The sequence below is a fragment of the Pseudomonas sp. B707 genome, assembly GCF_022496685.1.
GTDB lineage: Bacteria > Pseudomonadota > Gammaproteobacteria > Pseudomonadales > Pseudomonadaceae > Aquipseudomonas > Aquipseudomonas paraglycinae.
This window is the reverse complement of sequence record NZ_WTVE01000019.1, coordinates 1-22,718: the sequence shown is the minus strand read 5'-3', so window position 1 is coordinate 22,718 and position 22,718 is coordinate 1. Positions and strand designations below refer to the sequence as shown.

General features: G+C 60.9%; 26 protein-coding genes. 10 read left to right on the top strand and 16 right to left on the bottom strand.

The window, feature by feature from the left end; all coding sequences use genetic code 11:
- Positions 1-23: 23 nt before the first annotated feature.
- The 6 genes from GQX66_RS08995 to GQX66_RS08970 all read right to left on the bottom strand — a co-directional run bounded on the left by GQX66_RS08995 (position 24) and on the right by GQX66_RS08970 (position 4,404).
- Complete coding sequence (locus GQX66_RS08995; RefSeq protein ID WP_085744925.1) at positions 24-599, bottom strand: DUF6162 family protein; 576 nt, start codon at positions 597-599, stop codon at positions 24-26.
- Positions 596-937: a hypothetical protein gene (locus GQX66_RS08990; RefSeq protein WP_085612248.1), complete on the bottom strand. Its 342-nt coding sequence runs from the start codon at positions 935-937 to the stop codon at positions 596-598. The genes GQX66_RS08995 and GQX66_RS08990 overlap by 4 nt, the downstream gene beginning before the upstream one ends.
- Positions 934-1,473 carry a thiamine pyrophosphate-binding protein gene (locus tag GQX66_RS08985; protein WP_240868301.1) on the bottom strand — a complete coding sequence of 180 codons (540 nt, stop codon included), beginning with the start codon at positions 1,471-1,473 and terminating at the stop codon, positions 934-936. Before GQX66_RS08985 ends, GQX66_RS08990 begins: the two co-directional genes overlap by 4 nt.
- Positions 1,470-2,672, bottom strand: coding sequence for a PepSY domain-containing protein (locus tag GQX66_RS08980; RefSeq protein WP_134021144.1), 1,203 nt, complete (start codon positions 2,670-2,672; stop codon positions 1,470-1,472). Before GQX66_RS08980 ends, GQX66_RS08985 begins: the two co-directional genes overlap by 4 nt.
- Before the next feature lie 255 nt (positions 2,673-2,927).
- A complete protein-coding gene (locus tag GQX66_RS08975; protein ID WP_240868280.1) occupies positions 2,928-3,803 on the bottom strand; it encodes an alpha/beta hydrolase in 876 nt (291 codons plus the stop codon).
- Between the two features lie 142 nt (positions 3,804-3,945).
- A complete protein-coding gene (locus tag GQX66_RS08970) occupies positions 3,946-4,404 on the bottom strand; it encodes a VOC family protein (RefSeq protein WP_085744920.1) in 459 nt (152 codons plus the stop codon).
- 283 nt (positions 4,405-4,687) lie between these two features.
- Here GQX66_RS08970 and GQX66_RS08965 point away from each other — a divergent pair, with 283 nt between their 5' ends.
- The 3 genes from GQX66_RS08965 (at position 4,688) to GQX66_RS08955 (ending at position 7,413) form a co-directional block, all read left to right on the top strand.
- On the top strand, positions 4,688-5,902 hold the full coding sequence (locus GQX66_RS08965; protein ID WP_240868277.1) for an SfnB family sulfur acquisition oxidoreductase: 1,215 nt from the start codon (positions 4,688-4,690) through the stop codon (positions 5,900-5,902).
- Positions 5,903-5,904: 2 nt separating this feature from the next.
- The gene (locus GQX66_RS08960) at positions 5,905-6,570 is read left to right on the top strand and encodes a methionine ABC transporter permease (protein WP_129973792.1); all 666 of its coding nucleotides are present in this window, start codon (positions 5,905-5,907) and stop codon (positions 6,568-6,570) included.
- 72 nt (positions 6,571-6,642) lie between these two features.
- Positions 6,643-7,413 carry a MetQ/NlpA family ABC transporter substrate-binding protein gene (locus tag GQX66_RS08955; protein WP_240868251.1) on the top strand — a complete coding sequence of 257 codons (771 nt, stop codon included), beginning with the start codon at positions 6,643-6,645 and terminating at the stop codon, positions 7,411-7,413.
- A 36-nt stretch (positions 7,414-7,449) separates the two neighbouring features.
- Here GQX66_RS08955 and soxR read toward each other — a convergent pair whose 3' ends face one another.
- Entirely contained in the window at positions 7,450-7,908 is a 459-nt protein-coding gene (gene soxR, locus GQX66_RS08950) for a redox-sensitive transcriptional activator SoxR (RefSeq protein ID WP_085744916.1), read from the bottom strand.
- 90 nt (positions 7,909-7,998) lie between these two features.
- Between soxR and GQX66_RS08945 the strand changes: the two genes are divergently transcribed.
- On the top strand, positions 7,999-8,364 hold the full coding sequence (locus tag GQX66_RS08945; protein WP_085744915.1) for an antibiotic biosynthesis monooxygenase: 366 nt from the start codon (positions 7,999-8,001) through the stop codon (positions 8,362-8,364).
- On the opposite strand, the gene GQX66_RS08940 is transcribed toward GQX66_RS08945, so the two are convergent.
- From GQX66_RS08940 to msuE, 4 genes are read right to left on the bottom strand one after another with little or no spacing between them, the layout of a single operon-like run.
- On the bottom strand, positions 8,361-9,464 hold the full coding sequence (locus GQX66_RS08940) for a sigma-54 dependent transcriptional regulator (protein WP_127799091.1): 1,104 nt from the start codon (positions 9,462-9,464) through the stop codon (positions 8,361-8,363). The two genes, GQX66_RS08945 and GQX66_RS08940, sit on opposite strands and share 4 nt — an antisense overlap.
- Before the next feature lie 23 nt (positions 9,465-9,487).
- Positions 9,488-10,675, bottom strand: a complete 1,188-nt coding sequence (locus tag GQX66_RS08935; RefSeq protein WP_085744913.1) for an acyl-CoA dehydrogenase family protein — start codon at positions 10,673-10,675, stop codon at positions 9,488-9,490.
- A gap of 10 nt (positions 10,676-10,685) precedes the next feature.
- A complete protein-coding gene (gene ssuD / locus GQX66_RS08930; protein ID WP_007955828.1) occupies positions 10,686-11,831 on the bottom strand; it encodes an FMNH2-dependent alkanesulfonate monooxygenase in 1,146 nt (381 codons plus the stop codon).
- A gap of 10 nt (positions 11,832-11,841) precedes the next feature.
- Entirely contained in the window at positions 11,842-12,405 is a 564-nt protein-coding gene (gene msuE, locus GQX66_RS08925) for an FMN reductase (protein WP_134021129.1), read from the bottom strand.
- Between the two features lie 387 nt (positions 12,406-12,792).
- Between msuE and GQX66_RS08920 the strand changes: the two genes are divergently transcribed.
- The 4 genes from GQX66_RS08920 (at position 12,793) to GQX66_RS08905 (ending at position 17,017) form a co-directional block, all read left to right on the top strand.
- Entirely contained in the window at positions 12,793-13,062 is a 270-nt protein-coding gene (locus GQX66_RS08920; RefSeq protein WP_085744911.1) for a hypothetical protein, read from the top strand.
- 101 nt (positions 13,063-13,163) lie between these two features.
- Positions 13,164-13,778, top strand: a complete 615-nt coding sequence (locus GQX66_RS08915; protein WP_007955835.1) for a LysE family translocator — start codon at positions 13,164-13,166, stop codon at positions 13,776-13,778.
- Between the two features lie 206 nt (positions 13,779-13,984).
- Positions 13,985-15,151, top strand: a complete 1,167-nt coding sequence (locus tag GQX66_RS08910; protein ID WP_085744909.1) for an aminotransferase class V-fold PLP-dependent enzyme — start codon at positions 13,985-13,987, stop codon at positions 15,149-15,151.
- Between the two features lie 57 nt (positions 15,152-15,208).
- On the top strand, positions 15,209-17,017 hold the full coding sequence (locus GQX66_RS08905; protein ID WP_134021123.1) for an aminopeptidase P family protein: 1,809 nt from the start codon (positions 15,209-15,211) through the stop codon (positions 17,015-17,017).
- On the opposite strand, the gene GQX66_RS08900 is transcribed toward GQX66_RS08905, so the two are convergent.
- Complete coding sequence (locus tag GQX66_RS08900; protein WP_240868237.1) at positions 17,010-17,918, bottom strand: LysR family transcriptional regulator; 909 nt, start codon at positions 17,916-17,918, stop codon at positions 17,010-17,012. The two genes, GQX66_RS08905 and GQX66_RS08900, sit on opposite strands and share 8 nt — an antisense overlap.
- Before the next feature lie 112 nt (positions 17,919-18,030).
- On the opposite strand from GQX66_RS08900, the gene GQX66_RS08895 reads away from it, so the two are divergent.
- Positions 18,031-19,029, top strand: coding sequence for a zinc-dependent alcohol dehydrogenase family protein (locus GQX66_RS08895; protein ID WP_102686417.1), 999 nt, complete (start codon positions 18,031-18,033; stop codon positions 19,027-19,029).
- Here GQX66_RS08895 and GQX66_RS08890 read toward each other — a convergent pair.
- Positions 19,026-19,616, bottom strand: a complete 591-nt coding sequence (locus tag GQX66_RS08890) for a 2-hydroxychromene-2-carboxylate isomerase (protein WP_240868235.1) — start codon at positions 19,614-19,616, stop codon at positions 19,026-19,028. The two genes, GQX66_RS08895 and GQX66_RS08890, sit on opposite strands and share 4 nt — an antisense overlap.
- 33 nt (positions 19,617-19,649) lie before the next feature.
- The gene (locus GQX66_RS08885; RefSeq protein ID WP_129973797.1) at positions 19,650-20,378 is read right to left on the bottom strand and encodes an SDR family oxidoreductase; all 729 of its coding nucleotides are present in this window, start codon (positions 20,376-20,378) and stop codon (positions 19,650-19,652) included.
- Between the two features lie 91 nt (positions 20,379-20,469).
- Between GQX66_RS08885 and GQX66_RS08880 the strand changes: the two genes are divergently transcribed.
- Positions 20,470-21,039, top strand: coding sequence for a TetR/AcrR family transcriptional regulator (locus GQX66_RS08880; RefSeq protein WP_240868231.1), 570 nt, complete (start codon positions 20,470-20,472; stop codon positions 21,037-21,039).
- A 10-nt stretch (positions 21,040-21,049) separates the two neighbouring features.
- On the opposite strand, the gene GQX66_RS08875 is transcribed toward GQX66_RS08880, so the two are convergent.
- Both GQX66_RS08875 and rhtA read right to left on the bottom strand, forming a co-directional pair.
- Complete coding sequence (locus GQX66_RS08875; RefSeq protein ID WP_007955851.1) at positions 21,050-21,331, bottom strand: hypothetical protein; 282 nt, start codon at positions 21,329-21,331, stop codon at positions 21,050-21,052.
- A gap of 168 nt (positions 21,332-21,499) precedes the next feature.
- The gene (gene rhtA / locus GQX66_RS08870; protein ID WP_085744902.1) at positions 21,500-22,387 is read right to left on the bottom strand and encodes a threonine/homoserine exporter RhtA; all 888 of its coding nucleotides are present in this window, start codon (positions 22,385-22,387) and stop codon (positions 21,500-21,502) included.
- Positions 22,388-22,718 lie beyond the last annotated feature (331 nt).

The following is a 22,718-nucleotide window of genomic DNA, read 5'->3' as shown; positions in this document are numbered from 1 at the left end:
TTCTCTCGAATGAAGGCGAGGGTTCAATGACGATGTTCGCGGGTCACCCCGGCATCGAATTGCGCGACGATCTGTTTCCAGCCGGCGGCGGACAGCGCTGCGTCGGACAGGTCTGCTGGCGCTTGCAGGTCGGTGGCGCGGTTGAGCCAGATGTCCGGCGCAGCGTCGTCGGCTACGTTGAGGCGCATCAGAAACGAACCGGCCACGGCTGGTGCCTGGCTGTGGCCGAAGTAGGCGCGGTCGGCCAGCAACTGCCAGGCATGACCACCACGACTGACCGAACTGGCGTCCTGGGCAAACGGGGCGAAACCTTCGTCCGCCAGGTTCTGCGGGGTCGGCAGTGTTTGCTGTTCTTCGCGCAACAGGTGGATCTCGTCGAGGGTCACCCGCAGATCCGCATAGATGCCTTGCTCGCTGGCGCCTAGGTCGCGGCGGGCGTCCAGTTGATGGCTGGAAACCGGCTCCGGTTCGTGGGAAACGCCGCGCCATGCGACTACCGATCCGGCGACGGTGAGGATCAACAGACACATCAGCAGCACATTGAGGGTTTCGTGCCCGGCACCGGCCGGGCGTACAACCTGGGTGGTCGGCGTGGTCATGGGGCTTCGATATCCGCTTGGTCGATTTCGACCACGTGACCGGGGCCGGCGTCAAACAGCACGTAGAACTCGGCGCCGGGTTTCTTGAAGGTCAGGGTCGAATCGGCGCCGAGCTTGCCCGGCACCAGAATGGTTTCGTCATAGCCGATCACATCGAGGGTCACCCCCGGTGCCCCGCTGCCGTCGGAGAAACCGCCGGTGCACTTGATCTGCTCGGCATCGATGGCCTTGCACTCGCACATCGGGTTGTGGGCCAGGGCGCCTGTGCTGAAACCGGCAGACAGCACCACCAAGGCAGCGCTCAGGTGCAGGCGGAAGGGGCGTTGGGCATGACTCATGGTTTGGCTCCTTGTTTGTTCAGCCAGGCGAGGGTGGCAGGCGAGGCCTGGCTCAGCGGAATCGAGGCCTGGTGCATGCTGCCGTCCCAGCCTTCCATGGTGATCCACAGTTCGGCGTCGGCAGCGGTTTTTTCCGGCACCGGCAACTGGGTGCCCATGCGGTACGGCGTGCCGAAGAAAATCACCCCGGCCGCGCGCAGGCTGCGAGGTTTGCCGATGCGCAGGTACGTCGCCTTGACGTGGTCGACACAGGCGTTGCAGAGGGCGGCGCTGAAATCTTTCATGTAGCCGGCGGGGCCGGTCAGGATCGGGGCCTGATTGCGCAGTTCGGCCAGTCGCAGGCTCCAGGGGCCGACCTGGATTTCGCCGATCTCCCGTTCACCCAGTCCGCTGTCACCACGAAAAAGCGAAGCATCGGCGAAGTATTTGGGCATGAAACCGAGCGGGATCAGCACCAACAGGACGTTGAGGTGGAAACGCCATTTGTGCCAGAACCGGTTCAGGCGCGACGGTGGTGTTATTCCAATGTGGCTCACGGACGCACCTCCGAAGGTTCATGTCGGGACGTCGATCGCGGCGCGACCTTGCGGTTTCTCTTGTCTTCGCGTTTGAGTGCGTTGAGCGTGGCCAGGGCGGTGCGCTTGGTCCAGATCAGTAGGCCGCTGAGAACCATCATGCTCAGCAGCAGGCCGAAGAAGAACCAGATCAGCTTGATCCAGATTCCGCCGAAATCGCCGGTGTGCAGCGGACGCATCGATTCGGTGACGAACTCCAGGGCGGAGCGGTCGGACAGCAGGCGCGAGGCGGCAATGTCACCGTTGTAAGGATTGAGCGTGGCGGTCTGGAACATCAGTGGATACCAGCCACGACCACCGACACTCATGTGGCTGTAGGCGTTGCCGGGCAGGCTGACGAAACTGGCTTCCAGCCCCGGGATCTTTTGTTGAGCGATCTCGATGGCCGAGTCGAGACTGATCCGCGGTGGCGGTGTGCCGTCGGCGGAGATCGGCACACTTTCCCTGGACATCGCCGGGATGATCGGTTCGCTGGAAATGGAAATCTGGAAGTCGAACAGCAGGGCGCGGATCAGGAACCACACGCCGGTAATGGAAATCACCGCGATGAACCAGATCGACCAGATGCCGCTGAGGCGGTGAAAGTCGCCCCAGAAAATCCGCGCACCGTGGCGAATGCGCAGGGTCGGGCGGAAAAAGCCTTTCCAGAAGCGCTTGTACACCACCAGCCCGGTCACCAGCGAAGCGAGCATCGGCAGGCCGAGGAACGACACCAGATACCAGCCCCAGCTGAAACCGTTGGTGAACGGCACCAGCCACCAGCCATGCAGTGCGCGGGTGAACGCCTTGAAGTTGAAGGTTGGCGCGGGGCCCTGGATGACCCCGGTGTACGGGTTGACGTAGACCGTCAGCGAACGCCCGTCGGGGTAGCTGACCTCGACGTCGAGGGCAAAGTGCGATTCGTCCGGACGACTGATGCTTTGCACCACGGTCTGCGGTTCGGCCTTCTTGATCGCGGCCAGGACCTGATCGTAGCTGAGCAACGGTGCTTCGTCCGATGGGGCACTGGCGCGCATTTGCGGGTTGGCCAGCCAGACGATTTCCTGGCTGACCACTGCCAGGGTGCCGGTGACGCAGACGATCAGAACGAAAAACCAGATCGGCAACGCTAGCCAGCTGTGTACCAGGAACCACAGTTTCGAGCGGGATTTCTTCGACATGATGACGGGTCTTGTTTCAGTGAGAGGGAGCGGTACTACGGGCTTCGCAGCACGGGAGTCCCCTGAAAGGCCGGTCGTGGCTTTTGCCTACGCGACCAGCCCGCATTTCTATAAGACGGATGACCGAAGCAAATCCCGATAAAACATATGAAAGTAAATGTTTCGCGATTGCAGGTGGCTGTCGCGTGGGCGGATTTTTTGCGGGGGAGGCGAAGCAGTCCGGCTGCGCATGCCGCCGGATTGAAGGAGGGGGAATCAGCGGAGAAATTCGAGTGCTTCGGCCAGCAACAATTCGGGCACTTCTTCGGCGAGGTAATGCCCGGCTGGCAGCGCGTTGCCCCGTACGTCGGTGGCAACCTGTTGCCATTCCTTGAGCGGATCGAAGCAGCGACCGACGGTGCCCCCGGCGCCCCACAGCACGAGTAACGGCAGGTTCAGATGACGGCCGACAGCAAGGTCGGCGCGGTCATGTTCCAGGTCGATGCCGGCACTGGCGCGGTAATCCTCGCAGATCCCCCGAGCACTGCCGGGACGTTCCAGGCAACGCCGGTATTCGCTGAATGCCTCGTCGGTAAAGGGTGCAAGCCCGGCGCTGCGGCTGCCCATGACACTGCGCAGATAACCTTCGGGATCGGCTTCGATCAAAGTTTCCGGCAACGGCGCCGGGCGGATCAGGAAGAACCAGTGCCAGTAGGCCCGGGCAAAGGCTTCGTTGGTCTGGCTGTACATTGCCAGGGTCGGCGCGATGTCGAGCAGGACCATGCGCTGTACAACCTCGGGATGATCGAGCGCCAGGCGATGGGCAACCCGCGCACCACGGTCATGGGCAAGGATCGAGAACTGCTCGAAGCCCAACGCCTTCATCAATTCCACGCCGTCGCGAGCCATCTCGCGTTTGGAATAGTTGAGGTGATCCTCATCGGCCGGCGGGCGACTGCTGTCGCCATAACCGCGCAGGTCGGCGGCGATCACCGTGAAGTGCTCCGCCAGTTGCTCGGCGATCTTGTGCCAGATGACGTGGGTCTGCGGGTGCCCGTGCAACAGCAGCAGGCCCGGGCCGCTGCCTTTGAGGCGGTAGCTGATGTCCACACCGTTGACGTGGCGCTGGTCTTTGACGAATCCGGCAAACATCGGGTGATCCTTTATTCAGGCGAGTGGCCTGCATCCTGAAATCGCCGGGCGTTCATGACAAGACGTGAAGTGTGGTTCGACGGTTCATGAATCGTGTTCGCCCATCCCCGCGCGCTGCGCGGGAATGGACATCTTGGCTTTGCTAACCCTGCTGGAACATCTCCTTCGCCCGCTGCTCGATTTGCGCCTGGGTCAGGTCTTCCTTGCGCGTGGCCAGGAACCACAGATGCCCGTACGGATCTTTCAACGTCCCGCTGCGGTCGCCGTAGAACTGATCCTTGACCTCGGACACCGAGGTGGCGCCGGCCTCCAGCGCACGCTGAAAGGATTTGTCGACATCGGTCACGTACAGATGCAGACCGACCGACACCGCTGTGTCCGGATTGCTCAACGGACCTTGATCGCATGGCGAGCCGAGCATGATCGCGCTGTCGCCGATGCGCAGTTCGGCGTGGCCGATGCCGCCGTCGGGCATGCTCAGGCGCATGACTTCGGTGGCACCGAACGCCTTTTTATAGAAGTCGATGGCTTCGGCAGCTTTGTGAATGCCGAGGTACGGGGTAATGCTGTGATACCCCTCGGGAATGGGTTTGACGCTCATGGCGGTACTCCCTGTTATTTGTTGCCTGGTTTTTATTAGAGGTTGAAGGTGTGCCTTCGCCGGGGTTGCCGGTCGCTCAACTATAGATCCGTGCCGCCGCCATGGCCGAGTAGCCGACGAGCAGCCCTCGCACTGTTCTGCCATCGACAGTGAAGCAACAGAATGCGCGGGTTTTCATCGTCCAAGGCCCTGAAAGTCCGCTGCAACCCCCGAAAAACAAGGCCTGTCTGTCAGGCACAGAAGCTGCAATGACCCGGTACAACACCGATACCGAGAGTTATCCATGTCTGAATCTGCCGTTTATCCGATCAACCCGCCGGCCGCCTACCGGATCGCCGACGACGCCGAAGCCTTGCGCGTGGCTGCACAGGTCGCCGCCGTCTTGCAGGAACACGCCGCCGAGCGTGACCGCAACCGCGAAGTGCCCGCCGAGATCGTCGATCTGTATTCCAACAGTGGCCTGTGGGGCATCACCGTGCCGAAGGAATACGGCGGCGCGCAGGTGTCCTGTGCGGTGCTGGCGCAGGTGATCGCGATCATTTCCGCCGCCGATCCGTCCCTCGGGCAAATCCCGCAAAACCATTACTGCCTGCTCGAAGACATCCGCCTGCAAGGCACACCGGCCCAGCAGGCGCATTTCTTTGAGCTGGCGCTGCAAGGTCATCGTTTCGCCAATGCGCTGTCGGAAACCGGCGGCAAGAATGTGCAGGACATTCAGGCGACCCTCCGCCGTTATGGCAACGGTTTTGTGATCAACGGTCGCAAGGGCTACTGCACCGGTTCGCTCTACGCCCACTGGCTGGCGGTGCTGGCGCTGGATGAAGAACAGAAGGGCCAGTTGGCCTTCGTCGAGCGCGGCACGAAAGGGCTGGTGATCGTCGATGACTGGGACAGCATCGGCCAGCGCACTACCTCCAGCGGCACGGTGCTGGCGGAAAATCTGCAAGTGGCGCCATTCAATCTGTTTCCGACGTACCGTTCCTACGAGAACCCGACCCTGGCCGGGCCGTTCGCCCAGTTGACCACCGCTGCCATCGACGCCGGCATTGCCCGTGCGGCGCTGCGCGATACGGTCGAATTTGTCCGCCAGTTCGCCCGGCCATGGATCGATGCGGGTGTGGACAAGGCCAGCGAAGATCCGCTGACCATCATTCAGATCGGCGCACTGGAAATCCGTCTGGAAGCCGCCGAGGCGTTGCTGGAACGCGCCGGTTGGGCGCTCGACGCCGCACGTCCGGCACCCGATGAAGACAACGTCGCACTGGCGTCACTCGCGGTAGCCAAGGCCAAAGTGCTGACCACCGAAATCGCCATCGAGGCCAGCAACAAGTTGTTCGAACTCGGTGGCACCCGTTCGACCTTGAGGAAGCACAACTTCGACCGCCACTGGCGCAACGCCCGGGTCCACACCCTGCATGACCCGGTGCGCTGGAAGTACCACGTGGTCGGCAACTGGCTGCTCAACGGCGTCAAACCGCCGCGCCACGACTGGTCCTGATCATGGCCGAGTGGTTCAAACACCTTTACTGGGCCGACATCGCCCAGGCCTGTCTCGACACCCTGAGCATGCTCGGCGCGGCGCTGCTGTTCACGGTGTTGTTGGGCTTGCCGCTGGGGCTGCTGTTGTTTCTCACCGGCAAGCGCCAGTTGCATGAAACGGTCGGCCTGTACCGGGTGCTGTCGGTGATCGTGAACATGCTGCGTTCGCTGCCTTTCATCATTTTGCTGATCGTGCTGATTCCACTCACCACGCTGCTGGTGGGTACGTCGCTGGGCGTGCCCGGGACCATTCCGCCGCTGGTGGTCGGCTGCACGCCGTTCTTTGCGCGGCTGGTGGAAACCGCGTTGCGCGAAGTCGATCGCGGCGTGGTCGAGGCGACCCAGGCGATGGGCGCCAACACCTGGCAAATCATTCGCCACACCTTGCTGCCGGAAGCCCGCGGCGGGTTGCTGGCGGCGGTGACGGTCACCGCCATCGTGCTGGTGGATTACACGGCGATGGCCGGCGTGATCGGTGGCGGCGGGCTCGGCGATCTGGCGATCCGCTACGGATATCAGCGCTTTCAGACCGACGTGATGGTGGTCACCGTGGTGTTGCTGCTGATTCTGGTGCAGGCCCTGCAAATGACCGGCGACCGCCTGGTGGCGCACTACAGCCGACGCTGAAAAAACAAGTTCACCCATAAAGGCCCCACGTTCACCCCACGACGGCCACTCAAATCTGCCTTGGAGCACAGCATGAAAAAGACCCTGGCCGTACTGGCTGCCGTTCTGTCGTTCGGCGCCCATGCCAACGAAAAACTGATCGTCGGTGCCACCCCGGTGCCGCACGCGGAAATCCTCGAATTCGTCAAACCGACCCTGGCCAAGGAAGGCGTGGATCTGGATATCAAGGTCTTCACCGACTTCATCCAGCCCAATCAGCAACTGGCGCTGAAAAACCTTGACGCCAACTACTACCAGTACCGGCCGTTTCTCGATGATTTCAACAAGACTCGCCACACCGATCTGGTGCCGGTGGTCGGCGTGCACATCGAACCGTTCGGTGCTTACTCGACCAAAATCAAAAACATCTCGGAGCTGAAGGACGGCGCCAGCGTGTCGATCCCCAATGACCCGGTAAACACCGGTCGCGCCTTGGTGCTGCTGCACGAGGCGGGGCTGATCAAGCTCAAGGATCCGAGCAACACCCTGGCCACCCAGCGCGACATCGTCGAAAACCCCAAGCACCTGAAAATCCGTGAGCTGGAAGGCGCGTTGCTGGCTCGTTCAGTGAGTCAGGTGGACCTGGCGTTCGTGTTCGCCAACTACGCGCTGGAAGCCGGGATCGACACCAACAGCGCGCTGATCGTCGATAAAGGCAAGAGCCTGTACATCGAGTTTCTGGTCGCGCGTCCCGACAACATCAACGACCCGGGCCTGCAGAAACTGGCCAAGGCGTTGAATTCCGATGAAGTGCGTCAGTTCATTCTGACCCGCTACAAAGGGCAGATTGCGCCGGGCTTCTGATGGATCGAATTGAGGGTTCCCACGGCATGGGAACCCTCACTTGGGTACGTCGAGAAAGTGCGCCCCCGGCCCTTGCTCGCCCAGCACATCGCCCTGATTGCGCAGTGGGCAGGCTTCCATCGACAGGCATCCGCAACCGATGCAACCGGTCAGCCGGTCCCGCAACAGCATCAACTGATTGATCCGCTCGTCCAGCTCCCGCCGCCACTGCTCCGACAACACTTTCCAGTCCGCCGCCGTCGGTGCGCGGTTGTCCGGTAGCTGTTTTAACGCCTCGCCGATTTCCGCCAGCGGAATGCCCAGGCGTTGCGCCACTTTGATCAACGCGACCCGCCGCAGCACTTCCCGTGGATAACGCCGCTGGTTGCCGGCGTTGCGCTGACTTTTGATCAAGCCTATCGATTCATAGAAATGTAGGGCGGTGACCGCCACGCCGCTGCGGGCCGCGACTTCGCCGACGGTCAGTTGTTTGTGCACATTTTCCGCAGTGATCATTTGCAAAATGCCCCTTGACCTCTAGTTAACTCGAGGTTTTACCCTGCAGGCCTTCGAATCGCAAGATTCGTCTGACAGAGTGGGGATGTCATGCAAGCACCAGCGAAAAACCGCAGCTTTACCCAATTGATCGAATTTGAAATCGAACCCGGCCAGCAACCGGCGCTGGTCTCGGCGCTGGCGGTGCAGACCGAACGTCTGGCCCAGCGTTACGCCGGCTTCGTCAGCGCCAGCGTCCAGGCCAGCGACGATGGCCGGCGAGTGTTGAGCTTTCTGCAATGGCAGTCCCGCGAGGCGGGGGAGGCGGCGTTCCAGAGTTTCGAATCCGGCGAGCAGGATTTCTGGCAACTGATTCGTACCCATCAGGCGCGCACCGTGACCTTCGGTTCATTCCAGGTGCTGAGCAGCATCGCCCGCAGTCACGACGACGGTTTGCACTGCCAACTGGTCGGCTAGATCGACAGCTGGATCAAGCGCTCGCCTTGCAGGTTTTCCGTGGGCCGCCGCTTGTTCACCGCCAGTTCGCCGATCTTGATCAGCCGCGTGCGGGTGACGTTGCGGCTCAGGCCGAGCAGGGACGCGGTGTGCACCTGGTTGTAATGGCAGAAGCGATAAGCTGCGCGCAGCAACGCGTCTTCGACCTTCTCATGCAGGGCGCCGGCCTGTTGTTCGAAGAGTTTCTGGAAGGCGCGTTCCAGCAGCGCTTCCGGTGAGTCGTCGGCGGTCGCGTGCTGATCGTCGGGACGGTCGATGCGCAGGTTCGACAGGCGCAGATCGTCGCGTTCTATCACGCCGTTACGGCAGATCAACAGCGTGTGATGGATGACGTTTTCCAGTTCGCGGATGTTGCCCGGCCAACTGTAGCCGCGCAGTTTGTGTTCGGCGCCGGGGCTGATGGTGATGCGTCCGTAGCCCAGGCGCTGACTGTAGGCCTCGATGAAATGCCGGGTCAGCGGCAGGATGTCGCCGGGCCGCTCGCGCAACGGGCTCAGTTCCAGATTGACCACGTTCAGCCGGTAATACAGATCCTCGCGGAAATGCCCGGCGTTGATGGCTTTCTCCAGTTGCACGTTGGTTGCCGCCAGCACCCGCACATCGATGGGGATGCTCTTGCGCGAACCCAGGCGCACCACTTCACGCTCCTGCAAGACCCGCAGCAACTTGACCTGAATCGCCATCGGCAGATCGCCGATTTCATCGAGGAACAAAGTGCCGCCATCCGCCTCTTCGAACCAACCGGCCTTGGCGCTGAGGGCACCGGTGAAGGCGCCTTTTTCGTGGCCGAACAGTTCGGCTTCCACCAGCGATTCGGAAAACGCCCCGCAGTTCACCGCAATGAACGGTCGGTTGCGCCGGTTGCTCAGGTTGTGGATGTGCCGCGCCACCAACTCTTTGCCGGTGCCGGTTTCGCCGATGATCAGCACACTGGCTTCGCTCGGCGCGACCTGTTGCAGATGCGCAAGCAGGGCCTGGGATTTCGGGTCTTCGAACACCTGGGCGGTGGCGCGAATCGAAGTGGCCAGGGCGGGTGAGGGCGGCAGGGTCAGCAGTTGCATGGGTCTCGCTCCACGAAAGGAAATCAGGAATAGAACGTCGGCACCGGCAGGGACTGGTTCAGTGCCCAGTCGCCCAGCTCGTGGAGTTTGTAATCCAGCGGGTCGTGCAGGGTTTGCGTGCGCAGGTTGCGCCAGTGTCGGTCGAGGCGCAGCGAGGCGTGGGTCGAACGGGCGCCGGTGACTTCGAACAATCGGCCGCAAATCTCCAGGCCCTGGCGGCTGGCGGCGACCTTCGCTGTGGCAATCGCCGTGGCCAGATGGCCGCGTTCTTCGGCGCTCAGGTTCGGGCCTTTGGCCCAGGCCTCGTCGAGCAACGCAGCGGCGCGTTCCACCAGCAATCGGATGCCTTCGAGGGCGACCCAAAACTCGCCGTAATGGGCCAGCACATAAGGATCCTCACGTACCTCGCGCACCGAGGATTTGTGCCAGACACGGGTTTCACTCAGGGTGTATTGCCGCGCTTCTTCAAAGGCCCCTTCGGCGATGCCGAGAAACATATGGGTGAACGTCAGTTGTGCAATCAATGGGCGCAAACAGGCGAAGGGGGTGCTCAGCGGACCGGGATCCAGCAGCAGTTCCGATTCTTCTACCCGCACTCGTTCAAACGTGGCGCTGCCGCTGTCGGTCTGGCGCTGGCCGATGTTGTTCCAGTCGTTGTGCAGGGTGATGCCGCTGCGCCCGCTGGGGATTGCCGCGATCAGCAGTTTGCCGCCGTTGCTTTCATCCACCGCCGAGGCGATCAGCATCTGCGAATCGCTGGCGCCGGAGCAGAAGCTCTTCTTGCCGGAAAACTCGCGCCAGCCACCGAGGTCCTTGACCACGGTGCGGGTGTCCAGCGGATTGAGCGCGTTGCCCCAGAACCAGTTCTGCCGCGCGGTCTGTTCGAACCACGGCTGCCATTGTTCCGGGCGAGAAAACAGCCGCACGGTGGCGAGCATCAAATGATGAAAACCGAAGACGTGGGCGATCGAGCTGTCGACCTTGGCGAACTCGCGCACCACTTCCAGCGTTTCGCTCCAGCGCGCGCCGAGGCCGCCGTAACGGGTGGGAATGCTCAGGGCCAGCAGACCGCTGTCGCGCAGGGCGTCGCGTTCGGCTTTCGGCGTGCCGCCACGCTCGTCGCGCTCGACGGCGGTCAGGGCGAATTCAGCGGCCAGTTGGCGGGCGGTCTGCAACGGGGAAAGCAGGGTGCTTTGCGGTTTGGCAGTCACTCGGTCTTCCTCAGGCGTTGGCTTTGGCGGGCAGAACATCATTGGCGATCATTTCGCCAAACGGCCCGGTGAGGTTGGTCACGCCGCGTCCGGCCAAGCTTGCATACGGCTCGGGCAGCAACGGGAACACCAGCTCGGCAAAGCGGTAGGCCTCTTCGAGATGCGGGTAGCCGGAGAAGATGAAACTCTCGATGCCGAGGTCTGCGTACTCCTTGATTCGCGCCGCCACCTGCTGCGGATCGCCGACCAATGCAGTACCGGCACCGCCGCGCACCAGGCCGACGCCGGCCCACAGGTTGGGGGCGATTTCCAGGTTGTCGCGGCGCCCGTCGTGCAGGGCGGCCATGCGTCGCTGGCCTTCGGAGTCGAAGCGCGAAAAGGATTTCTGTGCGGCCTCGATGGTTTCGTCGCTGATGTGTTCGATCAGTTTGTCGGCGGCTTTCCAGGCTTCTTCGGCGGTCTCGCGCACGATCACGTGCAGGCGGATGCCGAACTTCACTTTGCGCCCGTGACGCGCGGCGCGTTCGCGTACATCGGCGAGTTTTTCGGCGACGGCGGCCGGTGGTTCGCCCCAGGTCAGGTACACGTCAACCTGCTCGGCGGCCAGATCGTGGGCCGCGTCGGAGGAACCGCCGAAATACAGCGGTGGATAGGGTTTCTGCACCGGCGGATACAGGGCTTTGGCGTTCTGCACCTTCAGGTGTTTGCCTTCGAAATCCACCGCTTCGCCTTGCAACACCCGGCGCCAGATTTTCAGGAATTCGTCGGTGACTTCGTAGCGTTCGCTGTGGCTGAGGAAACTGCCGTCGCCACGGTTTTCGTCGGGGTCACCGCCGGTCACAACGTTGATCAGCAAGCGGCCATTGGACAGTCGATCCAGGGTCGCGGCCATGCGCGCCGAGACGGTCGGCGAGATGATTCCCGGACGGATCGCCACCAGATAACGCAGGCGTTCGGTCAGCGGCACCAGTGCCGATGCGATCACCCACGAATCCTCGCAGGACCGCCCGGTGGGAATCAGTACGCCGTGGTAACCGAGGCTGTCGGCGGCTTGCGCCACCTGTTTCAGGTAATTGAGGGTGACCGGGCGTGCGCCTTGGGTGGTGCCCAGATAGTGACCGTCGCCGTGAGTCGGCAGGAACCAGAAAACATCCATGAACAGCTCCTTAAGCGATCTTCAGTAACGGTTTGAGGTGAGTGCCGAACAGCGGCGCGGCGCGTTCGGCGGCCAGGCGGATGCGCGCTTTTAGCGGTTCGCTGGTGATCTGGTAGTCGGCGAAATCGGCTTCGGTGGCGTACACACCGATCGGCAGGGTCACGGCCTGGAAGAAGCTGAAAAGCGGGCGCAACTGGTGATCGAGCACCAGTGCATGACGTTCACTGCCACCAGTGGCGGCGAGCAGCACAGGCGTGTCGATCAGCGCATTCAGGTCGATCAGGTCGAACAAATGCTTGAGCAGTCCCGGATAGGAGCCGCGATACACCGGCGCGGCGACGATCAGCAGATCAGCCTGTTCGATGGCCTGCAGCTCGGCTTCGATCTCGGCCGGCAGTTCTTGACGGGACAGTGCGGCGCCCAGCGGGCGGGCGATGTCACCGAGTTCGATCAGATGGCTCTCGACCGGCAGGTGCCCGGACAATTCGGTCAGCAGGGCTTGGGTCAGCACCAGGGTGCGGGACGGACGCCAGGTTCCGCCGGACAGGGCGACGACTTTCAGTGGACGCGACATGGTCAGTTCCTTTTCAACAGTTGCTCGGCGAGCAGTGAGTAGTCACTGGAGCACAGCAAGCGCTGTACCAATTCCTGTAAGGCCCGTATTCCGGGGCTTTGAGCGTTGTCGGTGACTGTGCTCATGTGACTTTCAGGCCGGTTTGTTGAACCACTGTTGCCTGGGAAACAGTTGCTGGAGCAACAGTGCCGAACGCGATGAGGGATTTATAAAGGGTGACTGTTATTCCGTAAAAGACTGTTAATTGATATTGATAGGTCTTTTTAGAATATAAAGGGGGATACTGTTCGAATTCTGATAGCCACTATTGAGAGCGTTGATTTCTGCCAAAGCGTGCCCGGGCGTAGCCTTTCTCCATCGACCCACACTGCTCGCCAGGACGCTCCCATGAATCGTTTACTGACTGTTTCGCTGATGCTCGCTGTCTCCGTTCTCGCCGGTTGCGCGAGCCATGTTTCCCCGGAACTGCGCCCTTACACGGCGGAAGAAACCCGCGAACTGGCCCTTGAAACCTTGAACCGTCGCGGTCTGTCATTTGAGGAATATCATGCGAAAAAAGCCGAATTGCTCGGCCAGCCACAGAAGACTTTCGGGTTTGATAGCAAAGGTGAGATGAGCGCCGAGCGGGCCGTACAGCTGCACGGTCGTCCAAGCTGATTCATAACTGTACTGCTTGAAGTTTTACCCAACTGTCCGTGGGTTTGCACGGCGCCGTGGGATAGGGTCAACACCTGAATGACCCTGACGGACTGCCTGCCATGACCCTCTCGCTCGACCTGTTGCTGGGCTTCGCCCTGTTTGCCCTTGTCACCTCGATCACACCGGGGCCGAACAACACCATGTTGCTGGCATCGGGCGTGAACTTCGGCTTTAACCGCACCATACCCCATATGCTCGGCATTACCTGCGGTTTCTTCGTGCTGGTGGTGGCGGTGGGTTTTGGCCTGGGCGCGGTGTTCCAGACCTATCCGCTGCTTTATACGGTCCTGCGTTACGTCGGCGCGGCGTACTTGCTGTACCTGGCGTGGAAAATCGCCCATTCCGGCCCCGTCGGCGACAGCGAGCAGGGCGAGGCAAAACCGATCAGCTATCTCGGTGCGGCAGCCTTCCAGTGGGTCAATCCCAAGGCGTGGATCATGGCCATCGGTGCCATCAGCACCTATACGCCGATGCAGGGTTATTTCACCAACGTGATCGTGATTGCGGCAGTGTTCGCCATCATCAACCTGCCGAGCGTCGGCGTCTGGGCTGCGTGCGGGACCTTGCTGCGCAACGTGCTCAAGGATCGCCGCTGGTTGCGGGTGTTCAACTGGGGCATGGCGGCGCTGCTGGTGATTTCGCTGTATCCGTTACTCCTTGAAAGCTTTAGCTGACGCAGTGCTACAACCGCCGGCCCGATGCCTGTTAAAGTCGCGTTCAGGAGCGTTCCTACGCACTTTTAAATGAAGTTGTTCTTCTTTAACGGCATCCGATCAGGTATTGATGACGCTCTCGAACCCGGACGCAGCTCACAAGGCTGCGTCGTGCCGTTTGTAGACACGAGCTTCCTGATCCCGGAACACGCTCTGCGAGTCTTTTTATGAACACACGTCCGCTGTATTTCGATTACGCCGCCACCACCCCGGTGGACGAGCGGGTCATCCAGGTGATGATCGAGTGTCTGGGTTTCAACGGTAACTTCGGCAACCCGGCCTCCAGTTCCCACGCCTTCGGCCAGCAGGCCCGGCAAACGGTCGAGAACGCTCGCCGGCAAGTCGCCGAACTGGTCGGCGCCCAGGCGCAGCAGATCGTCTGGACCTCCGGCGCTACAGAATCCAACAACCTCGCCCTTAAAGGCGTGGCTCAGGCTCGTGGTGTGTCCGGCGGGCACATCATCACCAGTCAGATTGAACACAAGGCCATCCTCGACACCGCCCGGCAATTGCAGGACGCCGGTGTCGCCGTGACCTATCTGGTACCGGACGCCGAAGGCCTGATTACCCCGCAAGCGGTCAGCGAAGCGATGCGCGATGACACCTTTCTGGTGTCGCTGATGCTGGTCAACAACGAACTCGGCACCGTCAACGACATCCCGGCCATCGGCGAAGTGGTGCGTGGGCGTGGAGCGTTGTTCCACGTCGATGCGGCCCAGGGCGCCGGCAAGGTCGCGATCGATCTGGCGCAATGGCCGGTGGACCTGATGTCGTTCTCGGCGCACAAGCTCTACGGCCCCAAAGGCATCGGCGCGCTGTACGTCGGTCCGCGTGCGCAGCAGCGTTTGCAGGCGCAGATTCACGGTGGTGGCCACGAGGGCGGCTTGCGTTCCGGTACCCTGGCGACTCACCAGATTGCTGCCATGGGCTCGGCTTTTGCCCTGGCCGCCGAGGCTTTCGATGACGAGAAGAAAACCATCGTCGCGCTGCGCGAGCGACTGCTCGAACAACTGTTGAGCCTGCCCGGCGTACGCCTCAACGGCAGTTCCACCCAACGTATCCCGCACACCTTGAGCCTGACCTTCAGCGAAGGCGAGTTCAATCCGGCGGCGCTGAGCCATTCGATCGCGTTTTCCGCGACCTCGGCCTGCAATTCCGCCAGCAACACACCGTCCCACGTCTTGCTGGCACTGGGGCATGACGCCCACCTGGCGGGACGCACGATTCGTCTGAGCCTCGGTCGTTTCACCACCGCCGAGGACATCGACAAGGCTGTAGATCTGATCAAGACCGCCTGCGCCAGTGCTCCGGCATTCTGGGCGACAGGGCTTTAACGAGCCGGCTTCGAACGGCACCGAACAATAACGATGAAGTGATTGGCAGGAGACATGATGAGTACCCAGACTTTGACCGAAGGAACGGTTCCCCAGCGCCTCGCGCACACCCGTGAACTGATGCGTCGCGAAGGTATCCACGCGTTGCTGGTGCCGTCCGCCGATCCGCACCTGTCGGAATATCTGCCGGGTTACTGGCAGGGCCGGCAATGGCTGTCGGGTTTCCATGGCTCGGTCGGCACGTTGATTGTCACCACCGATTTCGCCGGGGTCTGGGCCGACAGTCGCTACTGGGAACAGGCGACCAAGGAACTCAAGGGCAGCGGTATCGAACTGGTGAAACTGCAACCGGGTCAGCCGAGCCCGCTGGACTGGCTGGCCGAGCAGACGCCGGAAGGTGGCGTGGTCGCGGTCGACGGCGCAGTGATGGCCGTCGCGTCGGCGCGTACGCTGGGCAGCAAGCTCGAAGCGCGGGGCGCCAGTCTGCGTACCGACATCGACTTGTTGAAAGAAGTCTGGAGCGATCGCCCGGCGCTGCCGAATGCGCCGATCTACCAGCACCTGCCGCCGCAGGCGACTGTCAGCCGTGGCGAGAAACTCGCCAAGCTGCGCGAAACCCTGCAGGAGCGCGGTGCTGACTGGCATTTCATCGCCACCCTCGACGACATCGCCTGGCTGTTCAACCTGCGCGGCGGCGATGTGTCGTTCAATCCGGTATTCGTTTCCTTCGCGCTGATCAGCCAGCAACAAGCCACGCTGTTTGTGGCACTGAGCAAGGTCGATGCTGAGCTGCGTGCCGTGCTGGAAAAAGACGGCGTGACCCTGCGTGACTACAGCGAAGTCGCTGACGCCTTGCGTGCTATTCCGAGTGGCGCGAGCCTGCTGGTGGATCCGGCGCGGGTCACCAGCGGTCTGCTGGATAACCTCGACACTGGCGTGAAGCTGGTCGAAGGCCTGAACCCGACCACACTGGCCAAGTCGCAGAAGAGCCTGGCGGATGCCGGGCACATTCGTCAGGCGATGGAGCAGGATGGCGCGGCGCTGTGCGAGTTTTTCACCTGGCTGGAATCGGCCTGGGGTCGCGAGCGCATTACCGAGCTGACCATTGACGAGAAACTCACTGCTGCTCGTGAGCGTCGTCCGGATTATGTGTCGCTGAGTTTCAACACCATCGCCGCATTCAACGCCAACGGCGCGATGCCGCATTACCACGCCACCCCGGAGGAGCACGCGGTGATCGAGGGTGATGGATTGTTGCTGATCGATTCCGGTGGTCAATACCTGGGCGGCACTACCGACATCACGCGCATGGTGGCTGTTGGTACGCCAACCGAAGAGCAGAAGCGCGATTGCACTCGTGTGCTGAAAGGCGTGATTGCCTTGTCCCGCGCACATTTCCCGAAAGGCATTCTGTCGCCGCTGCTGGATGCGATTGCCCGCGCGCCGATCTGGGCAGAGAACGTCGACTATGGTCATGGCACCGGCCACGGCGTGGGTTATTTCCTCAACGTTCACGAAGGTCCGCAGGTGATCGCCTATCAGGCGGCGCCGGCGCCGCAAACTGCCATGCAACCAGGGATGATCACTTCCATTGAACCGGGCACTTATCGTCCGGGCCGCTGGGGTGTGCGGATCGAGAACCTGGCGATGAACGTTGAAGCGGGAAGCAGCGAGTTCGGCGAGTTCCTCAAGTTCGAAACCCTGACCCTGTGCCCGATCGACACTCGCTGCCTGGAGCCGTCGTTGCTGACGCAGGAAGAGAAACAGTGGTTTAACGCCTATCACGCCGAAGTGCGCGAGCGCCTGAGTCCGCTGCTTGAAGGCGCGGCACTGCAATGGTTGAACACGCGTACTGCTGCTATTTAACAGGTTGAAGCTCGGGCGCTGCAGCCAGCGCCTGGGTCATGAAATCGACAAACGCGTTGACCCTGGCGGACTGGCGACGGTTCGCCGGGGACACGGCGTGAATCGGCAATGATCGGGTCTGATAGTCCTGCAACAGGGCGACCACTCGACCGGCCTTCAAGTCCTCGCTGAACAACCAGACCGGTGACAGCGAAATCCCCAGTCCTCCCAAGACCATTTCGCGGATCGCTTCGGAGTTGTTGCTCTGGGCGTTGCCCTGGATGCGTACGTCGTGGTGTTGGCCATCCTTCTCGTAAGTCCACAGATTCTGAGTGCTGAGCAGGTTGAATTGCAGGCAGTTGTGCTGCGTAAGATCCTGAGGTGATTGTGGGTGACCGTGGCGTTGCAGGTAATCGGGCGTCGCCACCGTGAGCCGGTGGGTGGTGCCGATGCGTCGGGCGATCATGCCGCTGTCGTTCAGCTCACCGATGCGCAGGCTGACGTCCAGGCCTTCGCTGACCAGATCCAGATTCTGATCGCTCAGTTGCAGGTCGACCTGCACCTGCGGGAAGCGCTGCAGAAACTCCGCCAGCCGCGAAGCGATCTGCAAGCGGCCGAAACTGACGGAGGAGCCGATCCGCAAAGGTCCGGCCACGGTTTCCCTGCCGGACTGGAAGCTGTGCTCGGCGGCATCCACGGCGGCGAGGATATTTCGGCATTCGTTGTAGTACCGCTGACCTTCATCGGTCAGTGACAGCTTGCGTGTACTGCGGGCAATCAGCTTGCCGCCCAATTCATTCTCAAGGGCGCGCAGGACTTTGCTGATGGTCGGCTGGGTGGTGTGCAGTTCCCGGGCAACGGCGGAAAAACTGCCGCGTTCGACCACCCGGACGAAGATGGCCATTGCGTTGAGCTTGTCCATGAAGCGCCTCATTCATGCCGATTCGGCATGCTCACTATAGTCATTTGACGTCTTATCGGCATGGGTCTGCTGCGGGACCATGGCTTCACTTTCTCCCACAGGAATGACCGAAATGACTGACTCACTCAACATGAAAGCCCTGATAGTGGACACCGCGAACGGGCCGTTACGCTTGGTTTCCCTTGAGCGCCCCGTGGCAGAGGCCGGGCAGGTACTGGTGCGGATCAAGGCCAGCGGTGTGAATCCGCTGGATCTGAAAATCCGTGCGGGGCAGGCCGCCCATGCCCGGCAACCGTTGCCGGCGGTGTTGGGGCTGGATCTGGCGGGTGTGGTCGAAGCGGTGGGTGAGGGCGTGCAGAATTGGGCGCCGGGCGACGAGGTGTATGCGTTGGCCACAGGCATTGGTGGCGCGCAAGGTTCGTTGGCCGAGTTTGCAGTGGTGGACGCACGACTGCTGGCGCGTAAGCCTTTGAACCTGAGCCCGCGCGAGGCCGCGAGCCTGCCATTGATATTGGTCACGGCGTGGGAAGGCCTGGTGGATCGGGCTCGGATGAGTGCGGGGCATAAAGTATTGATTCACGGTGGAGCGGGCGGCGTCGGGCATGTGGCTGTACAACTGGCCCGTGCATTCGGTGCTGAAGTGTATGCAACGGGTTCTGCGGGACAACGCTCGATCATCGAGGGGTATGGCGCGACGTTCATTGATTATCGAGAGAGCTCGGTGGAGAACTATGTCGCCGAGTTCACGGCGGGGGAGGGGTTCGACATTGTCTATGACACGGTCGGGGGCGATACACTGGACGCCTCGTTCAAGGCCGCACGGATCTACAGCGGGCATGTACTCAGTTGCCTCGGTTGGGGGCAGCACAGTCTTGCGCCGTTGTCGTTTCGTGGGGCGACGTATTCGGGCGTGTTCACCTTGTTGCCGTTACTGACCGGCAGGGGCTGTGAGCATCATGGCGAGATTTTGCGACAGGCTGCCGCGCTGATTGAGTCCGGTCAGCTGCGACCTATGCTCGATCCGCATCGGTTCACGCTGGAAACCGCCGGAGAAGCCCATGAGCTGCTGGCAGCGAAAGCAGCTCAGGGGCGTGTGGTCGTGGAGATTTAGCGAAGGGCTTCCACAACGAAGTCGAGCCGGTCCTGACCGAAGAACAACTGGTTGTCGATGAACATGCTCGGCGCACCGAAGACGCCACGCTTCACGGCGGTTTCGGTGTTGTCTTTGAGCGCAGCCTTGACTGCTTCATCGTTGGTCAATACCAGTACTTCTTCAGGATTGAAGCCATGTTCGGTGAGCACGGCGGCAACTGTTGACGGTTCATCAAGGGCGCGGCCTTCAACCCACAGCGCTTTGAACAGGCAATCGATGAACGCCTGAAAGCGATCGGGATCACGCAGTTGAATGCCGGTGACCGCACGCATCAACATCAGGGTATTGATCGGGAAATGCGGGTTGAATTTCAGGGGCACGCCGTAGCGTTTGGCGTAACGGTCCAGGTCCTGAAACATGTAACGACCCTTGGCCGGGATCATTGCCGGCGACGCGTTGCCGGTGGCTTTGAAGACGCCGCCCAGCAACATCGGAATGTAGATCAACTGGCTGCCGGTTTCAGCGCAGATTTTCGGCAGTTGGGTATACGCCAGGTAGGTGGCGGGGCTGCCGAGATCGAAATAGAACTCCACGGTTTTGCTCATGTTCGCTGCACTCTGTTTTTGTTATTGGGGGGATTACCAGCGCTCGTTCCACGGACGCAGATCCAGTTCGAACGTCCAGGCGTCCCGTGGCTGGCTATGCAGATACCAGTAGTTCTCGGCGATGTGGTCGGGATTGAGAATACCGTCCTGATCCTTGGTGGCATATTTGTCAGGGAAATTGTCGCGGATGAAGTCGGTATCGATGGCGCCGTCGACCACGACGTGGGCGACATGGATGTTCATCGGGCCAAGCTCTCTGGCCATGCTCTGTGCCAGAGCCCGGATACCGTGCTTGGCTCCGGCGAATGCGGCGAAGCCTGAGGCGCCGCGTAATCCGGCAGTTGCGCCGGTGAACAGGATAGTGCCGCGGCTACGGGTCACCATCCGTTTGGCGACTTCCCGGGCATTGAGAAATCCGGAGAAACAGGCCATTTCCCAGATCTTGAAATACTTGCGTGCGGTTTCTTCGAGGATGCTGCAGGGTACGTTGGCGCCGATGTTGAAGACGAATGCTTCAATCGGGCCCAGGCGGGTTTCGATATCTTCGATCAGCGCAATTACGTCTTCTTCCTTGCGCGCGTCGCAGGCAAAACCGTGGGCTTCGCCACCGTTCGCTTGAATGGCTTCCACCAAGGGCTGCAATTTGTCGGCGCTGCGCCGCGTGACGCACGCGACGAAACCTTCCTTGGCGAACCGCTTGGCGATGGCGCCGCCCGTGGCATCACCTGCACCGACAACCAATACGACCTTCTTGTTATTCATGGGTGGATCCCTTTAGTAAACGATCGTTAAGTGAACGAACGTTATGCTAGGATTTGCTCAGCGTCAAGGCACTCAATGTGAGGACAAATACATGCGGTATTCCGCCGGTCACAAGCTGGAAACCAAAGAAAAGCTCCTGCAAAGCAGCTCGCTGTCTGCGAAAAAGACCGGGTTTTCATCAATGGGCGTCGATGGCCTGATGAAGGCGATCGGCTTGAGCGGGGCCGCGTTCTACAGCCATTTCTCGTCCAAGGACGCCCTGTTCGCGGCTATCGTCGAGCGCGAGTTGTGCCAGAGTCTTGAACGCTTGGGCGGGCAGGGTACGCAGGATCGCGAACGGCTGGAGCGGTGCCTGAAACTGTATCTGAACATGGCCCATGTCGAGCAGCCTGAGCTGGGCTGCGCATTGCCTGCACTGGGCGCCGAGATAGCGCGGTCGGATATTGTTGTGCGGGAGCAGGCCGAGCTGTGGATTTGTAAGCTTCAGGAAAGTTGGGCGCAGATTCTGGAAAGCGACAGCCTGGCCTGGGCGATTCTGTCGCAATGTATCGGGGCACTGGTGGTGGCGCGTATGTTGGCGTCACCGAAGATTCAGCAACGGGTGCTGAAGTCCTGTCATGAGGAGATCGGACACCAGCTCGCCGCTTCGCGAACGCACTAGTGGCGATGGTTTATTTGCAGATGACGATCATGCTGCGGCTGGTATAGCCGGCGGGGTTGAGGCCGAAGGGGTAATCACCCGGTTCTTCCACGGTATCGCCTGATTTTGCGATTACCTTGTAGCCCTTCGGCGCGCAAGAGTTTGCAGCGCTGGCGTAGCACTTGTCCCAAGAAGAGGACAACCCCGAACAGTTGATGTGCAGCCCTTTCTTGCCATGCTTGACCTGGGTCTTCGACGTCGCCGCGCAGCCCGCAACGGCGAGTATGGCGATCAGTATCAAAATTCGTTTCATTACCGTCCTTATGGCGGCCTCGAGTCTGGCGCTCGGGTCTGCCTGTATGCGCTCTCGCTTGACGCGTTCCGATGTCCCTATCCGAAAAAATCCATGTCTGGCATTGGGTTGCGAGGCTAAACATGGCCTAAATGAGCGCCAAATGCCAGACCTTCGTTCAATCCCCTTTTAATCCGCGGCGATGGCGGGTTTGGCAGTGCTGCCCATGGTCATGGTTGCACCGACGGAGGCCAGAATAATGCACAGGATCGCCATCCATTGTGACAAAGAAAGGTATTCCTGAAGGAATAGCAGGCCCGACAGCGCGCCAAAGGCCGGTTCGATGCTCATCAGCGTGCCGAAAGTGCGGGCGGGCATGCGGGTGAGGGCGACCATTTCCAGTGTGTAGGGGAGGGCGGTAGACAGGATCGCGACGCCGATAGCGATCGGGATCAATGCCGGAGTCAGCAGTGCGCTGCCGGCATGGACGATGCCGATGGGGGCGACGAACAGGGCTGCGATCATCACGCCAAGCGCTGCGGTGGTCACGCCGTTATCTGCGCCGGCCTTTTGGCCGAACAGAATGTATAGCGCCCAGCAAACGCCGGCTCCCAGTGCATAACCTGCACCGACCAGATCGATGCCCGCGGACGTAGCGCCAGTCGGTATCAATAGCAACAAGCCGATTGCAGCCAGGGCAATCCAAACAAAGTCGATTGCGCGACGTGAGGCATAGATGGCGACCGCCAGCGGGCCGGTAAACTCCAAGGCAACTGCGATGCCGAGCGGAACGGTGCGTAGCGACATATAGAAGAGGAAGTTCATCCCCCCCAGCGCCATCCCGTAGACAATCACTGTGCGCAGCGACTTGGCTGTCAGCTTCGCCCTCCAGGGTTTGAGCAGTAACAGCATGATCACGCTGGCGAAAATCAAACGCAGCGTCGTTGTGCCTTGGGCGCCCACGATGGGGAACATGCTTTTAGCCAGCGAAGCGCCGGACTGGATTGATGCCATAGCTATTAATAAAAGGCCAACCGGGAACAGGGTTGAGGCAAGGCTGCGAGGTTGGTCGTTCATTGCGTGGCATCATCCGAGGAAGTAGCTGGTGTGTTGGGCAATATAGTGCGCACTCACTGCGTTCGCGTCTATATAGGAGCAGCCTTTTTCCCTCTCTTGATAGAAAACGCAAATTAGGGGTTGACGGCAGATTCTGAGTCTCTATAATTCGCCCCACTTCCGGCGCAGTCGAAACGGAAAACTCCTTGAGATTCAATGAGTTAAGTAGGTTTCGAANGCGGGTCGCTTCAGTTCATCGAAGTCTGGAAGGAGTTGGAAATGCCGGTTCTTTTGGTGCTTTCAACGGTTCGATCTTCTCGGTCGAAAGCGGAGAAAAAGAGGTGTTGACAGC